At 64.3% G+C, this 14,153-nt stretch carries 21 protein-coding genes; all 21 read right to left on the bottom strand.

Annotated elements, in window-relative coordinates:
- Positions 1-27 precede the first annotated feature (27 nt).
- A complete protein-coding gene (locus ACZ54P_RS28230) occupies positions 28-321 on the bottom strand; it encodes a hypothetical protein (protein WP_465464599.1) in 294 nt (97 codons plus the stop codon).
- Between the two features lie 63 nt (positions 322-384).
- The gene (locus ACZ54P_RS28225; protein WP_465464598.1) at positions 385-600 is read right to left on the bottom strand and encodes a hypothetical protein; all 216 of its coding nucleotides are present in this window, start codon (positions 598-600) and stop codon (positions 385-387) included.
- Between the two features lie 79 nt (positions 601-679).
- The gene (locus ACZ54P_RS28220; RefSeq protein WP_465464597.1) at positions 680-1,339 is read right to left on the bottom strand and encodes a hypothetical protein; all 660 of its coding nucleotides are present in this window, start codon (positions 1,337-1,339) and stop codon (positions 680-682) included.
- Positions 1,340-1,351: 12 nt separating this feature from the next.
- Positions 1,352-1,771, bottom strand: a complete 420-nt coding sequence (locus ACZ54P_RS28215; protein ID WP_465464596.1) for a hypothetical protein — start codon at positions 1,769-1,771, stop codon at positions 1,352-1,354.
- Positions 1,772-2,064: 293 nt separating this feature from the next.
- On the bottom strand, positions 2,065-2,409 hold the full coding sequence (locus tag ACZ54P_RS28210; RefSeq protein ID WP_465464595.1) for a hypothetical protein: 345 nt from the start codon (positions 2,407-2,409) through the stop codon (positions 2,065-2,067).
- Positions 2,397-2,873 (bottom strand): hypothetical protein, encoded by a 477-nt coding sequence (locus ACZ54P_RS28205; RefSeq protein WP_465464594.1) that lies wholly within the window; start codon positions 2,871-2,873, stop codon positions 2,397-2,399. The genes ACZ54P_RS28210 and ACZ54P_RS28205 overlap by 13 nt, the downstream gene beginning before the upstream one ends.
- 15 nt (positions 2,874-2,888) lie before the next feature.
- Entirely contained in the window at positions 2,889-3,827 is a 939-nt protein-coding gene (locus tag ACZ54P_RS28200) for a major capsid protein (protein WP_465464593.1), read from the bottom strand.
- Positions 3,828-3,929: 102 nt separating this feature from the next.
- Positions 3,930-4,496, bottom strand: coding sequence for a hypothetical protein (locus ACZ54P_RS28195; protein WP_465464592.1), 567 nt, complete (start codon positions 4,494-4,496; stop codon positions 3,930-3,932).
- 52 nt (positions 4,497-4,548) lie between these two features.
- On the bottom strand, positions 4,549-5,328 hold the full coding sequence (locus ACZ54P_RS28190; protein ID WP_465464591.1) for a VG15 protein: 780 nt from the start codon (positions 5,326-5,328) through the stop codon (positions 4,549-4,551).
- Complete coding sequence (locus ACZ54P_RS28185) at positions 5,318-6,679, bottom strand: phage portal protein (protein WP_465464590.1); 1,362 nt, start codon at positions 6,677-6,679, stop codon at positions 5,318-5,320. Before ACZ54P_RS28185 ends, ACZ54P_RS28190 begins: the two co-directional genes overlap by 11 nt.
- Before the next feature lie 10 nt (positions 6,680-6,689).
- Positions 6,690-8,429 carry a hypothetical protein gene (locus tag ACZ54P_RS28180; RefSeq protein WP_465464589.1) on the bottom strand — a complete coding sequence of 580 codons (1,740 nt, stop codon included), beginning with the start codon at positions 8,427-8,429 and terminating at the stop codon, positions 6,690-6,692.
- 124 nt (positions 8,430-8,553) lie between these two features.
- Positions 8,554-9,021 (bottom strand): hypothetical protein, encoded by a 468-nt coding sequence (locus tag ACZ54P_RS28175; protein WP_465464588.1) that lies wholly within the window; start codon positions 9,019-9,021, stop codon positions 8,554-8,556.
- A gap of 98 nt (positions 9,022-9,119) precedes the next feature.
- A complete protein-coding gene (locus ACZ54P_RS28170; RefSeq protein WP_465464587.1) occupies positions 9,120-9,659 on the bottom strand; it encodes a phage terminase small subunit in 540 nt (179 codons plus the stop codon).
- A gap of 310 nt (positions 9,660-9,969) precedes the next feature.
- Positions 9,970-10,413, bottom strand: a complete 444-nt coding sequence (locus ACZ54P_RS28165) for an SAP domain-containing protein (RefSeq protein ID WP_465464586.1) — start codon at positions 10,411-10,413, stop codon at positions 9,970-9,972.
- On the bottom strand, positions 10,410-10,760 hold the full coding sequence (locus ACZ54P_RS28160) for an HNH endonuclease (RefSeq protein ID WP_465464585.1): 351 nt from the start codon (positions 10,758-10,760) through the stop codon (positions 10,410-10,412). The genes ACZ54P_RS28165 and ACZ54P_RS28160 overlap by 4 nt, the downstream gene beginning before the upstream one ends.
- Positions 10,757-11,005, bottom strand: coding sequence for a hypothetical protein (locus ACZ54P_RS28155; protein WP_465464584.1), 249 nt, complete (start codon positions 11,003-11,005; stop codon positions 10,757-10,759). Before ACZ54P_RS28155 ends, ACZ54P_RS28160 begins: the two co-directional genes overlap by 4 nt.
- Before the next feature lie 7 nt (positions 11,006-11,012).
- Positions 11,013-11,723, bottom strand: a complete 711-nt coding sequence (locus ACZ54P_RS28150; RefSeq protein WP_465464583.1) for a hypothetical protein — start codon at positions 11,721-11,723, stop codon at positions 11,013-11,015.
- A 50-nt stretch (positions 11,724-11,773) separates the two neighbouring features.
- Positions 11,774-12,226 (bottom strand): hypothetical protein, encoded by a 453-nt coding sequence (locus ACZ54P_RS28145; protein WP_465464582.1) that lies wholly within the window; start codon positions 12,224-12,226, stop codon positions 11,774-11,776.
- A 402-nt stretch (positions 12,227-12,628) separates the two neighbouring features.
- Positions 12,629-13,003 (bottom strand): RapZ C-terminal domain-containing protein, encoded by a 375-nt coding sequence (locus ACZ54P_RS28140; RefSeq protein ID WP_465464581.1) that lies wholly within the window; start codon positions 13,001-13,003, stop codon positions 12,629-12,631.
- 65 nt (positions 13,004-13,068) lie between these two features.
- On the bottom strand, positions 13,069-13,923 hold the full coding sequence (locus tag ACZ54P_RS28135) for a hypothetical protein (protein WP_465464580.1): 855 nt from the start codon (positions 13,921-13,923) through the stop codon (positions 13,069-13,071).
- Positions 13,920-14,132 (bottom strand): helix-turn-helix domain-containing protein, encoded by a 213-nt coding sequence (locus tag ACZ54P_RS28130; protein WP_465464579.1) that lies wholly within the window; start codon positions 14,130-14,132, stop codon positions 13,920-13,922. Before ACZ54P_RS28130 ends, ACZ54P_RS28135 begins: the two co-directional genes overlap by 4 nt.
- Positions 14,133-14,153 lie beyond the last annotated feature (21 nt).

The raw sequence follows: 14,153 nt of genomic DNA, 5'->3' as shown, positions 1-14,153 counted from the left end.
CCGTACCGGTCGAGATACCAGGCGAGCCTACTTCTTCCCGAGTTCGTGGCTGCGAAAGTAGTTCGTGATCTCGTCCAAGAGCTCAGTCAGTTCCCGAGTCTTCAGTGTCCCCAGGACCTTCCAGCCGCGTGGGAAGTCGTCGCGGAGCATGTGCTGCACCGTCAACCTGACGCTGTAGCTGTTTCGAACCTCCTCGGCGTCGTTGACGGTGATGTCGCGGGGGTCGTGGAACAGAAGCGGGCCACCCTCTTCGTCGCCGATGTCCAACGCGAACGGTTCGACGGTGCTGGCTTCCTTGAGGAAGTCTCCGATTCTGCGCATGATGCTTCTCCTGCCTGTGTTCCGGGTTGAGTGGGTGGGCCCCGTGAGAGGGGCCCACCACGGTTACTTCTCGGGTTTGACCTCGGTGCCCGGTGCGGGCTTCGACGCATCGGTTCCGGCGGGCTTCCCGCTGGTGGTCTTCGAAGCCGACTTCTTAGGGGCCTCCGGTTCCGTCCAGCCCTCCGCCCGCAGGCGCGCCGCCTCGGATGGGGTGCCCACCACGATCGTGTTGCCCGACTCCGGAGAGACGAGTTCCTGCCTGAAGTTGTTGTCCGACATCGAACGTCCCTTCCGTTCCGGGTGAACAGGTCAACCGGGGGGACGCACCCGGAACAGAAACGTCCCCACCGGCTGACGATCAGGACTCGACGTTGTAGCCCATGTCTTCGGCGTAGGCGAGGGCGCCGGTGCCGAAGATGAAGTTCGTTCCGAGGGTTCCGGTGACATCGTCCGGGACCGCGGACAGTGTGACCTGCCGGGTGGTGGGGTCGTCGCCGTTGGCCTGCACCAGGTCGCCGGTCTCCCCCACGGAGGTCTTGTGGTAGGCGGTGGCAAGGTAGATCAGGTTGTCGCCCGCACCGTCGGCGACGATCTCCACCGCGCGCCAGTACTGGACGTTCGGCCGGTCCGGGATGTCGTACTTCAACTCACCCGCGGCGGTCATCTCCACGGCGGACAGGTCGACGCCCTCGTACAGTTCCCGCGAGACCCGACGATCCTCGATCATGGTGAACTGCAGCGACTTCTCGTCGCCGGTGATGTCCTCACGCAGGACGCTCGTCGAACCCCAGCCGCGGATCTGGGACAAGGTCCGGTTCTGGGCCTTCGTGGAGCCGTCCTCCGACATCCACCCGACCGACTCGTAGGTGGTGGGGAGCTCGATCTGCCCGGACGTCGCCACCAGGGTCGTGATGAGCGGCGCGGTGCCGTACTTGCCGACGACCACGAGTCCCTTCACGCCCTTGCGGATCAGATTCTGCTTCCGGTCCGCGATGCTTTCGAAAGTTGCGGGGGCCATGCTGTTACTCCCTTACCTGTTCCTGGACACCATGGCCCAGTTGCTGATGTCCCTGCGTGCATCGTCTTGCTCGTAGGGCACTTCGTTTGGCAGCAGACTCGGTTCGATCCGGTCGAAAAACCCGACCGGGGTGTCTGCGCCATGGGGGCAAGCGAGCACGGCCCGCACTGCTTGGTTGAGCTGTTTCGCTGCCGCGCGGGTCGCGGCGAACGTCTGCACTTCAACGACTTCTGTCTGCTGCCAGCCTTGGCTGTTGCCCGCCCCGTCGATGCTGCGGATCACCGCGAAAGGGACGTGCGCGTCATAGTCGTCGTCGTTGTTGATGTCGAACTCGGGGGTACGGAAGAAGATCCGCTCCGTGCCAGGTGTGTCCAAGGCGGGAACCATGCCGAGCAGATACGCGACACCCTCTTCACCGTCGGGGAAACTCATCGGTCGACCATCGCTCTCGTCATGAACCGGGTGGCCTTGACACGCTTGTTCCCGAACTGGAACGGCACGGCCTGCCCGTCGAAAGCGATCCGGACACCCATACGGTCACGTCGACCGCCGGCACGGGTCTGGTGCACCAACCGACCGGACGCTGCCGTCCGACCCGAGTCTTTCGGGGCGAGGGAACGCATCTTGGAGAGCTTCCTGGCGGCGGCGATCGTGAGGGTCTTCCGCAGCGCCGGATTGGACTGAAGGAACTTCGCTGTCTCACGACTGTTGCGGCGGTACTTCACCTACCCCACCACCCTTCGGAGACGCTGCTCATAACCTTGGATCTCGCCTCCGAGGTCACGCCAGATGGCAGGCTCACCGTCGCACTCCCACACCAACCCGCGGACTTCGATGTAGTCCGTGGGCTTCGGCACCGGAGCACCAGGCGGGGCGTACAGCGACGCCGATGTGACGGTCTGACTTTCCTGGCCCTCCGTGGAGGAACGGGTGCTTGCCGCACCCGCCGGCGAAAACACGCAGTTCGCGATTGATGCCACCGTGGACATCTGGATGTCCTGATCCCGACCGACTCGTCTCGCACGCTGGATCTTCGCGGTTTCCGCGCCGTCCTCGATCATTCCGGCCACAGCTCTGCTTCTTCAGCGTTCGCGAACGGGATCCGCATGACACTGCCCGGATAGTTGTCGGTGAAGTACAGCGTGTCGGTGCCGATCAGGTCCGGCCGGACGATCGGTACCGACTGCAACCCGCCACGGCCTGCCTTGCAATACGGGGCGAGGCTGGCTTTCTCCTCATCGGACAACGCCAACCCCACCGCAGCCGCAGGTGACATCGACTCCGCGAGCGGGCCGACGTTCCGCGACAGCAGCCCTTTCGGGTTGTTGAACTTCCGCGCCGCGACCTCGTAGATCACTGTTTGCGCCACCCGAGGTAACGCTTCGGTGGTGATCCAGTCGGTGTCGCGGTTCGCGAACGACACGACCAGAGACTCCGCCGATTCCAGCGCGTAGGTCGCGCGCCGAATGTCGGCGGTGTCGTCCTCGAAGATGCGACCGAGACTGTCGCCGAACACGTCGATGTCAACCAGCATCGGTCGCACCTCCTATCAGGACTCGTCGAGGGTGCCCTTGATCGCGCGCTTCATCGTCTTGCCGCCCGACCGGGCGAGGTCGGTGATCGCGTAGTCCGTGATGCTCGTGGACCCGGTGTAGACGTTGACGATGGAGCGGTCGCGGGAGAAGTCCGCGTCGTAGTCCATGATCCAGCGCATCGCCAGACCCTGGTACGACTGCGAAGAGCCGAACGACGCACCCTTCGGGACCTTCGGCGCGTACATCGCGAACGCGAACGCAGTGCGGTGGAACCAGAACGCGTTGTCCGCCGGGATGGCGTACGACTCGGTGATGTTCCACCCCGCCAGCCGACCCAGCTGTGCCTCACGGAACGCGGTCTCCGCGTTCGCACCGGACTGGTCGTACCGCTTGAAGTGGTCCGACTTGAGGATCCACGTCGCCACGTTCGACCCGACCACACAGAACCGGTCGGTGCCGGGGATGTGGTTGTCATTCATGATCTGCTTGGCGTCGACGAACACGTCGTACGGGTCGTCCGCCGCAGTGAACGTCAGCTGCTGCCCTGCGGGATAGGTCGTCGCCACCATGTTCGCGGCGATGGCGTTCTCCAGGCCCTCCGCGATCGCGCGGGTCTGCGGGTCCACGATCTGCCCAGCGAAGTCGATGACGTCGAGCTCCATCACTTCGTCGTCGATGCTGGTGCCGTGGTAGACGTTCGTGGTGAGCTGCAGCGGAACGCTGCCCTCGGCCAGGTCGTCCATCACGAGCTGCCGGCCTGCGCCCTGGACCCGGAGGGCCTGGGTGCGGGCCGTTGCCACGGCCGGGACGACGATGTTCACGGTGTCGTTGACGGATCCGGCGAACGAGTCGACGGCGTTGCGCCATACGAGGTTCGGCAGGATGATGTCCCGCTGCAGCAGGCCGAGACCGGCCCGTGTCACCTTGGTTGCCTTGACGGCAGTGAAGCCCATGGGGGCTCTCCCTTCACTTAACGGGTGTGCTGTACCGGGCGCGGCACGGCCTGCCCGTTTTTACTTGCCAGTGTTGAGAGACCCGCCCCTGGCAGCGGGAGATCAGCGACCGAATCCGGTCTTCGCGCGCACCGCGGACGCGAGTTTGGCGGGATCGTCACCGAGACCGTCGTCCTCGTCCGGCTCACCACCGCCGCGGAGGTCCTTCGTCGGCTTCGTTTTGACCCGCGCCGCCGGACCACCGAACGTCTCCCGAAGGTCGTCCGCGTCCGCTTCGAGTTCTTCCTTGGTGGCGCCGACGAGCCGCATGGCCTGCTTGACGGTGAGCCCCTTATCGAGGGCCACCTCGAGTTTCAGGGACTTCAGCTCGAGCTCGCTGGCCTTCGCCGCCGCGGCGGCGTGGTCCTTGGTGAGCTTGTCCTCCTTGGACAGCTGCGAGTCCTCGATCTCCTGAAGCTTCGCCTTGACCTCGTCACGCTCGCGCGCGGCCTTGGCTTTCTCTTCCTTCAGCGCGAGGAACGCCTCCTTGGAGGGGGTGAAGTCCTTCTCCTCGGGCTTCTCCTCGTCCTTCGGCTTGTCGTCGGCCTCGGTTTTCCCGCCACCGCCGGCGGCGGGCTCTTCCGGGTCGGCGTCGCGGGCGATACGAGCCCACCGGTTGTACATGCGCATGCTCCAGCTCCCTACGAGGGGTTGGGTGGCCGCCACAGACGACCGTTCCGGGTTAGTGGGTACCGAGATGGGCACGGAAAGCCGCTAGAGCTTCCTTAGGAGGAAGGCCACTGGCGACATCACCCCACACCTGCTCCATCTCCTTGTTCAGATCGGGGAGGCCCTGATCGTCGCTGAAAACCGGCACGGCGAAGCACCGGCAGTCGTCGTGATAGGTCTCCCCCATGCCCTGGTTGCCGCGTGTCCGGCCGCGTTGCCCCACGACTTTCGTCGCGGACTTCTCCGACAGGTACACCGCGCCGCGGGACGCCATCATCAGGCAGAACGCACACGCTTTCGGGCGGGTCACTCGCGCCCATCCGACTGCCTCTTCGTCGTCCTGGACGGCGAACTCGACAGCTTCTCGTGCGGCGTCGAGGGTCTGTTTCGTCACCACCCCCGACAGGAGCGGGAGAGCGTCCTGGTGGGCTTTTTCGGGCGCGTAGCCCTGCTTGATCAGTTGCCGCATCCTGCCCGGGCCCGTCGCCATCAACGACCCGAGCATCTTCACCGTCAACCCCAACTCCACCTCGGGAAGCTGGTAGGTGGCGAGCTGATCGGTCTGCTGCCAGCGTAGCTCGTTGTACCCGACCGCCGCAGCCTCCACCGCCGAACGCCGGTACCGCTCGAGCAACTGCGCCATCAGCCGCAGCCACCCCAGATACTGGTCGAACGGGGCCAGAGGATTCACCAGCGGCCACAGGTCGTCGATGACTTCCTTGACTGCCTGGTTCGCGATGGCGACCTGCCGGGCCCGCATCTGCTGCGCCGCCTGTGCGCCTCTAGGCGACATTCGGCAGGCCCTGCGGGTTGTTCACCATCCCGTTGGCCGTCTCGTCCAGACGGTTCATCATCTGCGTCATCGGGTCCTGCTCCTTGAGGAGCTTGATGGCGTTGTCCGTGTCCTGCTTCGTCCAACCCGGGATTCGAGACCACAACGCCTGTGGCGGGATACCGAGCTGCTGGGACAACTTCCCCAGCGCGTCCGCAGCCTGCGACAGCGACCTCGAGCCGATGTCCGACCACTGCACCGCAGCTTCGCTGTCCCCACCCACCGGGGCCTTGCCGGCGATCGCCGCGGACAACTCGAGATGCTGCTCCGCGGACTCCCCGAAGGCGTGCTGGTAGGCGATGCGTTTGTTGAACTCGCTCGTCTCCGCCGCGGCGATCGCGTCCGCCGCCAGGTTCACCATCTTCGCCAACAGGTGATGTGGTGCGGTCCTCGAGGTCATCGCGAAGTGGTAGATCGACGCCTCGAGGCTGTTCAGGTACGGATCCAAGGGGGTGGGGTCGAACTGCCAGCCCTTCATCTCCGGGTTCCCGGAGGTGAGGAGCCGGTTGATCGCGAGCTCAACCTCGACCGGTTTCCCGGTGGCGGGATCGATCGGCTGCTCCATGCCAGAAATGCCGCGGACCAGGAACGACCCGTAGGTTTGCGCGATCAACAGGTCGAACGCTGTCTGATTCACCCGGTCCTGGATCGGATACATCGGCTGAACATCGCCGATGCAGTTCCCCTCGAGGTCCATGTGGGGTGCGTACCGGACCACCGGGCACACCCCAATGCCGTGTTCCTCGTCCCGTACGGACCATGTGGTTTCGCCGGGCCGGTGGAACAGCGTGTATTCGTGGGTGGCGTCGATCAGGCCGGTGACTTCCCAGCGGCGGTTGATCCGCAGCGCATACTCGGGCCACTCGTCCTCAACCGGGTCGTCGTACACCGCGAACATGCGCCGCGCCGACACCCCCCGCATCTCAGGCGTACCGCCCTTGCCGGGAAAACTGGTACCGAACGCGTAGCCGTCGCGGATCGCGGAGTAGAAAAGCTGTCCTTGACGGGAATCGAACTTGTTCGCCTGCCAGTGGCCCCACGCCTCCGCCGAGCCCTTCGCGTCCTTCTTGCGGTAGTCCTCGATGAACAACTGGTCCGCGATGGAACGCAGCATCAACCGCATCAAGTTCGTTTCGGAGCGCTCAACCAACGTCGTGTACTCGCGGTTGGCCTTCTTCGGCCGGTACGGGCCCGGCTGCGGACCGCGCTCATACTGGCGGATCTTCTCGAGACGTTCCCGTTCCGCGGCGCGGGCGTCGTCGGTGTTCTGGATGATCTTCCGGATGTCATTCAGAGACTTCGTGGCAGCCATCAGACCCTCCTCACTGGACGTACGTCCGCCCGCGCGGGCGTGGGATCTTCCCCGAACGAATCGCGTCCGTCCGAGCCAACCGAGCCATCACCATCGTCACGCCGGCATCCACCAGTTCCTTCGAGTCACGGGTCCGCTTGCCCAGCGAGTAGCCGAACTCGTTCGACCTCCGATGTGCCGCGGTGACGTGCTTTTTCAGCACCGCGTCCCCGTCATGGGTGAGGGTTTGGTCCTCGTCGATCGCGGTGACCGTGGCCATCGCCTCTTCGGTGAACCGCCGCACCCGATCCTGCCCACCTGGGGTGGAGAACCGCATGTCGAACTCGCATGCGTTCCGCTGCGACGCTTTCACCGCGTAGCCGTGGGAGAAGTCCCGGTGCCACGCATCGAAATACGCCTTCCAGTACGACTTTTCTGTCTCGTCTTCACGAGCCGGGGACGGGTCGCCGTAGAACGCCACCACCTGGTACATCGAGTGCACCCAGCGGACTTTCGCGTCCACTTCGGAGCGGTTCACGAGCCACTTCTTCACCTTCGACGGCCAGCCGTGGGGTTTCGCCCACACCCCAAACGTCACCACATGCCCGTCCGAGATCCTGGTTGCGATCAACGCGGTCGCGTCTTCGGATTTCGAGCAGTCCAGCGCAAGGGCGATCTGTTCACCGTCGGCGAGGATGTCCTCCGGCCGGGAGCAGGTGTCCCACGCGCGCGGGTCGATCCACTTCGACTCGTTGGCTGCGGTCGCGTTGAAGTAGTAGCGGATCATGTCCGCAGGCGTGTTCGACGTGTCGTGGATCTCCGCGAAGATCCGTTCCAGGTCGATCCATGGTGCGTCTGCGTACGCTGCTTCGATGCCGCGCCACACGTCCTCAGGTTCGTGCAGCGACAGATAGGCTGGGGCTTCGCACGAGTCGTAGAGGATGTCTTTCCACGGCATGTGGCCAGCCATCTGTTGCTGCCACGTGTTGAACGTGTCCTCCGCGACCGAATCCCCACCATCCTCGTGGGCGTTGGTGAATTCGCAGATCCGCGCCTGACCATTTGGGGACTTCGCTACGTTGCGTCGAGTAACGTCCGCCATCGCCTTACCTCCACTGGAGGTAGTGGCGTGGTGCGGTTCGTCGAACACGATCGCCGTGGCCGGGTCACCCTCAGCGGACTTCACCGACTGGGTGAGGATCTGCAACCGCGACCCGGACTTCGACCCGGATCCGAGCTTTCCCGCCTCGTACCCGACAGCCTGCTTGAGCGCCTTGGACACCATCGCATTCGCGACGAACAGCACGTCCTGCGCCTGGCCCTCGGAGTTCGCGGCGATCTGCACCAGCGCAACCCGATGGGCCTTTCCCACCGGTTCGCCATTGTCCCATCGGTCGAACAGGACGGGCCCGAACATCTCAATCAGGCACACCGCCGCCGCCAGGGGCGACTTGCCGTTGCCCTTGGAACGCCGTTTCACACCGCGGCGGTACAGGAACTTCCCGTTGGGCCGCAACGCGTACCACAGGATGATGAACCGCTTCTGCGCCTTCGTGAACCGCCACGGTTCTCCCGTGAGGTGGTGAACGAGCCACTGCTCGGCCCACGAGATGATGTCCCACCCGAGCGACGGGGGAAGGTCTTTCGGGTCGTCCGGCCACGGGAGTGACCGCCACGCACCGGAGAGGAAGTCCCGCCAGTACCCGACAGGTGGTGGGGTGTTCAGGAACCGGGGATCGAGCCCTCGGCGTTTCGTCGGGTTCGCGAGCACAGCTCACCCCCGTCTATGTGGACCCGGCACAGCCGGACGAATGGGGGGTGCGGCACAGGCACCGGACGTGTGCCTACTTAGACCCGGCGATCATTCCCGGGTAACCGCATGAGCACGGTCTGAGTTATCGGCCGCAGATCACGCAGAGGTCCGACCCGTCTTCCTCTGCGCGCAGCTGCTCGATGACGTTCTCCTTGCACTTGGCGTGGCCTGTTTCTCCCCAGTCGGAACCGTCGGCGCCGTGGTGCCAGCCTGTGTGCCCCGCACGAAGGCGGCACACTTCCCGGTCCGAGCCGTCCTTGAGAATCTTCGGCCGCTGCGACCCGCAGATGCCGACGCTGGACAACACGCCGCCGGACTCCTCCACGAGGAACTCGGCGAGGTTGCGCGCGTCTTCGGGAGTCAGCGACAACGCTTCCCGGTATTCCTTGAGTTCCCCGTCTTCGTTGCAGTCGCCGACGAGTACGACGAGGTGACCGTGCTGCATCGAAGTCGCGCCGATAAAACGGCGGCCTCCTCCCGCATGCGGGAAGTTGATCTGCTCTCCCGAGATGATGTCGAGACGAGTGCGAAACGAAATTCGGGCAGTCACGGACTGCTCCTCTCGATATCCCGGCACGGCCGGGGCATGACAGAAAAACCAACTCCAAGGTTTGGAGTTGGTTGGAACAGCTAGGAATTAGAGGACGGTCACGCGACCCCGTACAGCTTCGCCCGATCCACCGGAGCACCCGGCGCCTGCGGCTCAGGAGTGTCCTTATGCCGCTGCACCTCGATCTTCAACCGACGCCGCGCCGACTCCGTCACCAACAACTCCTGAAAAATCGCACGCATCTCCGCCGACTTATTCGCCGGAAGACCACCCTTCGCGATCATCTCCGACACCATCTGCTGCAAGCTGTAGACCGCGATCGACGCAGCCTCCCAATCAGCCTGCGTGTAGAACTCGTGAAACCCCGAGATCGCCATCGCATCCCACAACCGCTGCACCATCGCATGCGGCACCTCGCCGTTCGGGAACACCAACTTCGGCTGAACCACAGGCTCAGCCTTCGGCTTGTCCACATTCGACGAGTGATCCGGGTGGTCCTTCGCGTGAGTCGCGTTCCCCAACTTCTGATCACTGCGCTTACGGTTTGCACCACCGCTACGTCCAGGAGTACCAGGCACAGCCCGACCCCCAATCCCCCGACAGCACAGCCGCCGGAATCGCTGATTCGCTAAGCACATTCCGAGGCCCTATGCACACCGACACGCCGTGTGTTTCGAGGGGGTTACCCCCCACCCCACCCTGGGCAGGTGGTGGATGTCAAGGACCAGTTCGATCGCAGTTCTTCTTGCCCGCTGACCTTCGCCGGTCGGACTCGGATGATCCTCCATGCGCGGAGCTGTGCCCATATGCCGTCGATGCGGGACGAGGGGCATCGGTATTCGGCGTGGTTGTTGTCGAACCATCGTGGTGTGGGGATACCGAAGGGCCAGAGGTAGTACTCCCACAACTGAGGCTCACCGTTGCCCTTGTAGATGTGGGCTGCCAAGGTCAGGCCTGCTCGTCTGCTTCGTTGATGCGGGTCTTGAGGTCGTCCTTGGTGCCATAGGTAGCGAGGCCCTTGGACTCAGCCAGTGAGCGCAGCTCCTTGAGGCTGAGGCCGTCGATGCCCTGCCCTTCCACCTGTTCGGTGGGCTCGCTGTCTACGTGGGTGGTGCGTACCTGCTCCTCCACGTGCACGGGTTCCACGTCCTTGGGCAGTGGGGTGCTGGACTTGCCGGAGTGGCGGTTGGCTCGCTCCTCCACATCCCCGTGGTCTTCGGGTTCGGGGGTGTAGTCGGCGAGGGTGATGTCGTCCTGCTGGGTGGTGTCACCGGTGTACTCGACGATGTAGCCCTGGTTGAGGAGGAACTGGGCGTCCTTGTTGGACAGCTGGTCGGTGACTTCGTCGCGGGCGTGGTTGCCGATGGCGGACAGGAAGCGGTAGCTGGTCATGAGGGGTAGTCCTTTCGGAGGCCCGGGTGTGGTTGGGTGGGGCGCTTCGCTGACTGCCGGCGCAAGGTCCAGCCTTCTGCTGCTTCGGCTTGGGTCTTGGCCTTGTGGTGTTGGGTGCAGATGGCTGCCAAGTTGGAGAGGTGGTCTGTGCCGCCGCGGGCTTGGGGTGTGATGTGGTCGCAGGCGGTGGCGGGTTGGGTGCAGCGTGGGCCTGTGCGTTGATGCCAGGGTGCGCGGGGTTGGTTGTCTTGTACCTCGCAGATGCCGCCTGAGCGTCGACGTACGAGCGCTTTGTTGCGGTGGTATTCGCGGGAGTAGGTGCGCCTACCAGCCCACTGGCCGCTCATCGCGACTCGCTGGACCGTGCCTCGATGTACGCCGTCCGCTCGCGCAGGTCATGTGGTCGTTGCGGCTCATGCACGAGGAAGGTGTCACCGTTGCCGGGGCGTGCTTCGGTCGCGCGCATTGCAGTGCGCCACGATGCGTGCGACTGCATCGTGGCAGCATCGGGCCGGGCGAAGCCGTATGACCGCTCGTATCGAGTCCACTTGCCATCTACCTTGCGGATGGTGTGACGCTTCACGGTCTTCATCGTGGCCTCACTGGTCTGCTTCGAAGTGGCAGGGGTTCGGGAACCGGTCGCGTAGCCACCTGCCGATCGGGCCACGCAGAAACGACAGGTCCGAGGTGGACACGAACCGCGACGTCTCAACCCAAGCGGGTAGTCGGCCGCGGGGGTCGTACACCTTCACGTCATCCACCAGCGTTTCCCCGCCCAAGCGGTGGAGATTTCCGTAGATGGTGGCGTGCTGCACCCAGCAATCCGGCCGGTTGTGCCGCATCGCCGACAGCATCGGCGCCTTGTACGTGACGAGGGGGACGTGAGCCGCGTACGACAGCGGCTTTGCCACGCCCAGCCCGTGGAGGATGTTCCGCGTGGCGAGCATCGACCGGTAGTAGCTGGTGCCCAACTTCGAGGGCCCGTAGCCGTCGATGACGTCGTCCATGTGGCCCCAGTTCAGCACCGGGATGGCGGTGAGGGGTTGGAGGACGAAGAAGTCGTCGTTGAAGAACGCGAATGGATCGCTGATCTCCAGGTTGGTGAGCGCGGCCCGTTGGTTGCGGAGACTGTTCGGGTGCTTCTGGCGCGGGTTCTGCACCACGGGCAGGTACTCGACATGCTGTACCCACGACGGCTTGTAGCCGACGATCCACACCTTCGCGTGCGGGAGGTTCTCGGCAACCGATCGGAGGGAGTGCCTGAGTTCGTCGTTGGCCTCGGAGGGTTTGAGGACGTAGACGATGTCCATCGCACCTCCGGAGTGCCAACTGTCCGCAGCATGTACTCGATTCAGAAGGGCTACCGGGTAGCCACATACGCGATAACCAGGCCCGCGATGCCGACGAACACGGATGCTACGGCGGCGATGAGTAGCCACTTGGCGTTGATGCCCTCTGTGGTGGACGTGGCGCCTTCAGCGCGGCCCTCGTTGCGTTGCAGCTTGGACACCTCGACGTTGAAGCGTTCCTTCAGGTCGTCGAACTTCTCGACCATGGCGCCGAGGCGCTGCTCGGTCTCAGCACGCGGCATGGTCATGGAGAGGATCTCGGTCTGCTGAGCGCGGAACTCGTTGACTGAGTCGAAGCGCTTCTCGGAGGCCGTGTTGGCGACTGTGACGGCTTCCTTGGCGGCGGCGAGGGCGGCGTCGACGGCTGTGTCTCTGTCGCCGAAGCGTTGGTACATGAGTTCGCGAAGGCCTGCGAGGCTCTGATCGAAATACTCTTTGAGGGTGTCTACGGTCCAGTCTGACATTTAGGGTGCCCTCCGCGTCCGTGCCTGTGAACGGGCCGTGGACCGAGGGCGCTACCCGGCTCCGTCGGGCAGTCCCGGGATTGGGGAAGTAGTGAACCCCCGAGGACGCGTTCCTCGGGGGTTCGGTGGCCTGACTGGTCGGGACTCGAACCCGCTTGCCAAGACGCTCTCAATCAGGCCTGGGATCCCGCGCCAGGTCGGGAGGGAAGGGCAGGCATGTCAGCCGTTGGTCGGATGCAGGTTTGGCGGGCATTCGTCCGACGCGAGGTGGTAGCCGCTCCTGCATGCGCACGGAATCTCACCGCTGCGCTGAACCCTTCCGAGCTGGTCGGCCTTATCTGACACTGCACCAGCGTGATCAAACATACGTTGGGTGCAGGTCAACGTCAACGCAGGGTGAATTTACGGCGTGTCTATTTGTTTGAGTACTCGGGGTCGGTGGATATCACGGTGCTGGACCTCAACCGGATACCCGTCGCACCGTAGACGCTGTGCGAGCAGGTTGACGAGGCTGGGGGCCCGATGTCGTCCGCCTGCGCAGCCGATGGCCACATGAGTGGGGTAGCAGGTGAGGATGTAGTCGGCGAGGTTGTCGAGGAGATCGAGGGCACCGGAGGTGTTCTGGACGATTTGCTGAACCTGTGGGTGGTGGCCGTCGAGGTCGAGGATGTCCCGGGCGGCGGCGGGGTCGCGGAGACGCTGCCGGACGTCTTCGACTCGGTCAGCTTGGGGGGCGGGGGCGTGCAGGTAGCCGAAGCTGATCAACGTGAGGGCCATGTATTCAGCTTCGCGCTTCAGCTAACACGGAGAAAGGCGTTTCCCGTTTCCTAAAACGTCATCCATCAGCTCACCTCTCCGAGCAGCGGCCCGCGCCGCCTCGTGTACGAATCCAACGCGTCCAACCGGGACACCAGCACCCGCTTCAACCCCTCTCGAGTCTGCCTCACCCACGCATCCTCCGACGCCCAATACCGCAGCGTCCCCACCGCGACCCCCAGATCGTGCGACAAGGTCGCGTAATCAGCCCACTCATCCCCCAGCTCCTGCCACCTTGACCGCGGCCACACCGTCCGACAGTTCCGGCACCGGATCGCCCTCGCATCCGGATAAAACGTCAACGTCTCACCGCACCCGATCGGCAACACCGTGCCATCCGTCAACGGGATCGCCGCCACCAAAATCGGACACTTCCCCGCCCGCATCAACTTCGGGCCCGACCCGTGAACGTTCTGCAAACCCCGCAACACCCACTGGGCCTGCCTCGTCAAATCAACGATCGATTCGTGGGCCATCAGCCACGCCCACGACGCCCGAACTGTTTCCAACTCGCGCGCCATCGTCAACCGCGTCCCCGGAGCCGGCAATCCCAGGACTTCGCGGGCCTCCACGGCGAGGTCATGCGCCCACGGCAACGCCGCCGGCGCCTCATGCTCCTCTGTCGACGACCTGACGTCGGTGTGGACGAGGATGGTGTCCACTGTCGGGGACTTCGACCCTGCCGACCGGGCGACGACAGGGGCGGACGGATCCCCTCTTGGGATCATCTGGTCGATGTGAGTGGCGGCGTTGTAGGTGTGCTCAAGGTCGTTGAAGATGTTCGCGATCCGGTTCGAGCAGGCCCCGCATACGAGCCAACTGTTCACCGCGGGTTCCGGGGTCCTGTCGGGGGTGCGGCACCCGAACACGCAGTCGGTCACGATGCCTCCTTGAGTCCGATGTGGATGTGGGCGCCGATGGCGTCGCAGTAGCGGCGGACGGTGGAGATGCGGGGGTCGGTGATGTCCCGTTCGAAGTGGGACACCGCGGACGGGTCCGTGCCCATGCGGGCGGCTACCTCTTGGGCGGTGAGGCCGGTTTGGTGCCGGAGTTTCGCGAGGTACCGGCCGATGCCGGTGGGACCGTTCACTGATCACTCCGGGGTCCGATG

The sequence above is a fragment of the Amycolatopsis sp. NPDC034160 genome, assembly GCF_055575355.1.
The sequence above is the reverse complement of the archived record's forward strand: the minus strand, read 5'-3'. Positions and strand labels throughout refer to the sequence as shown.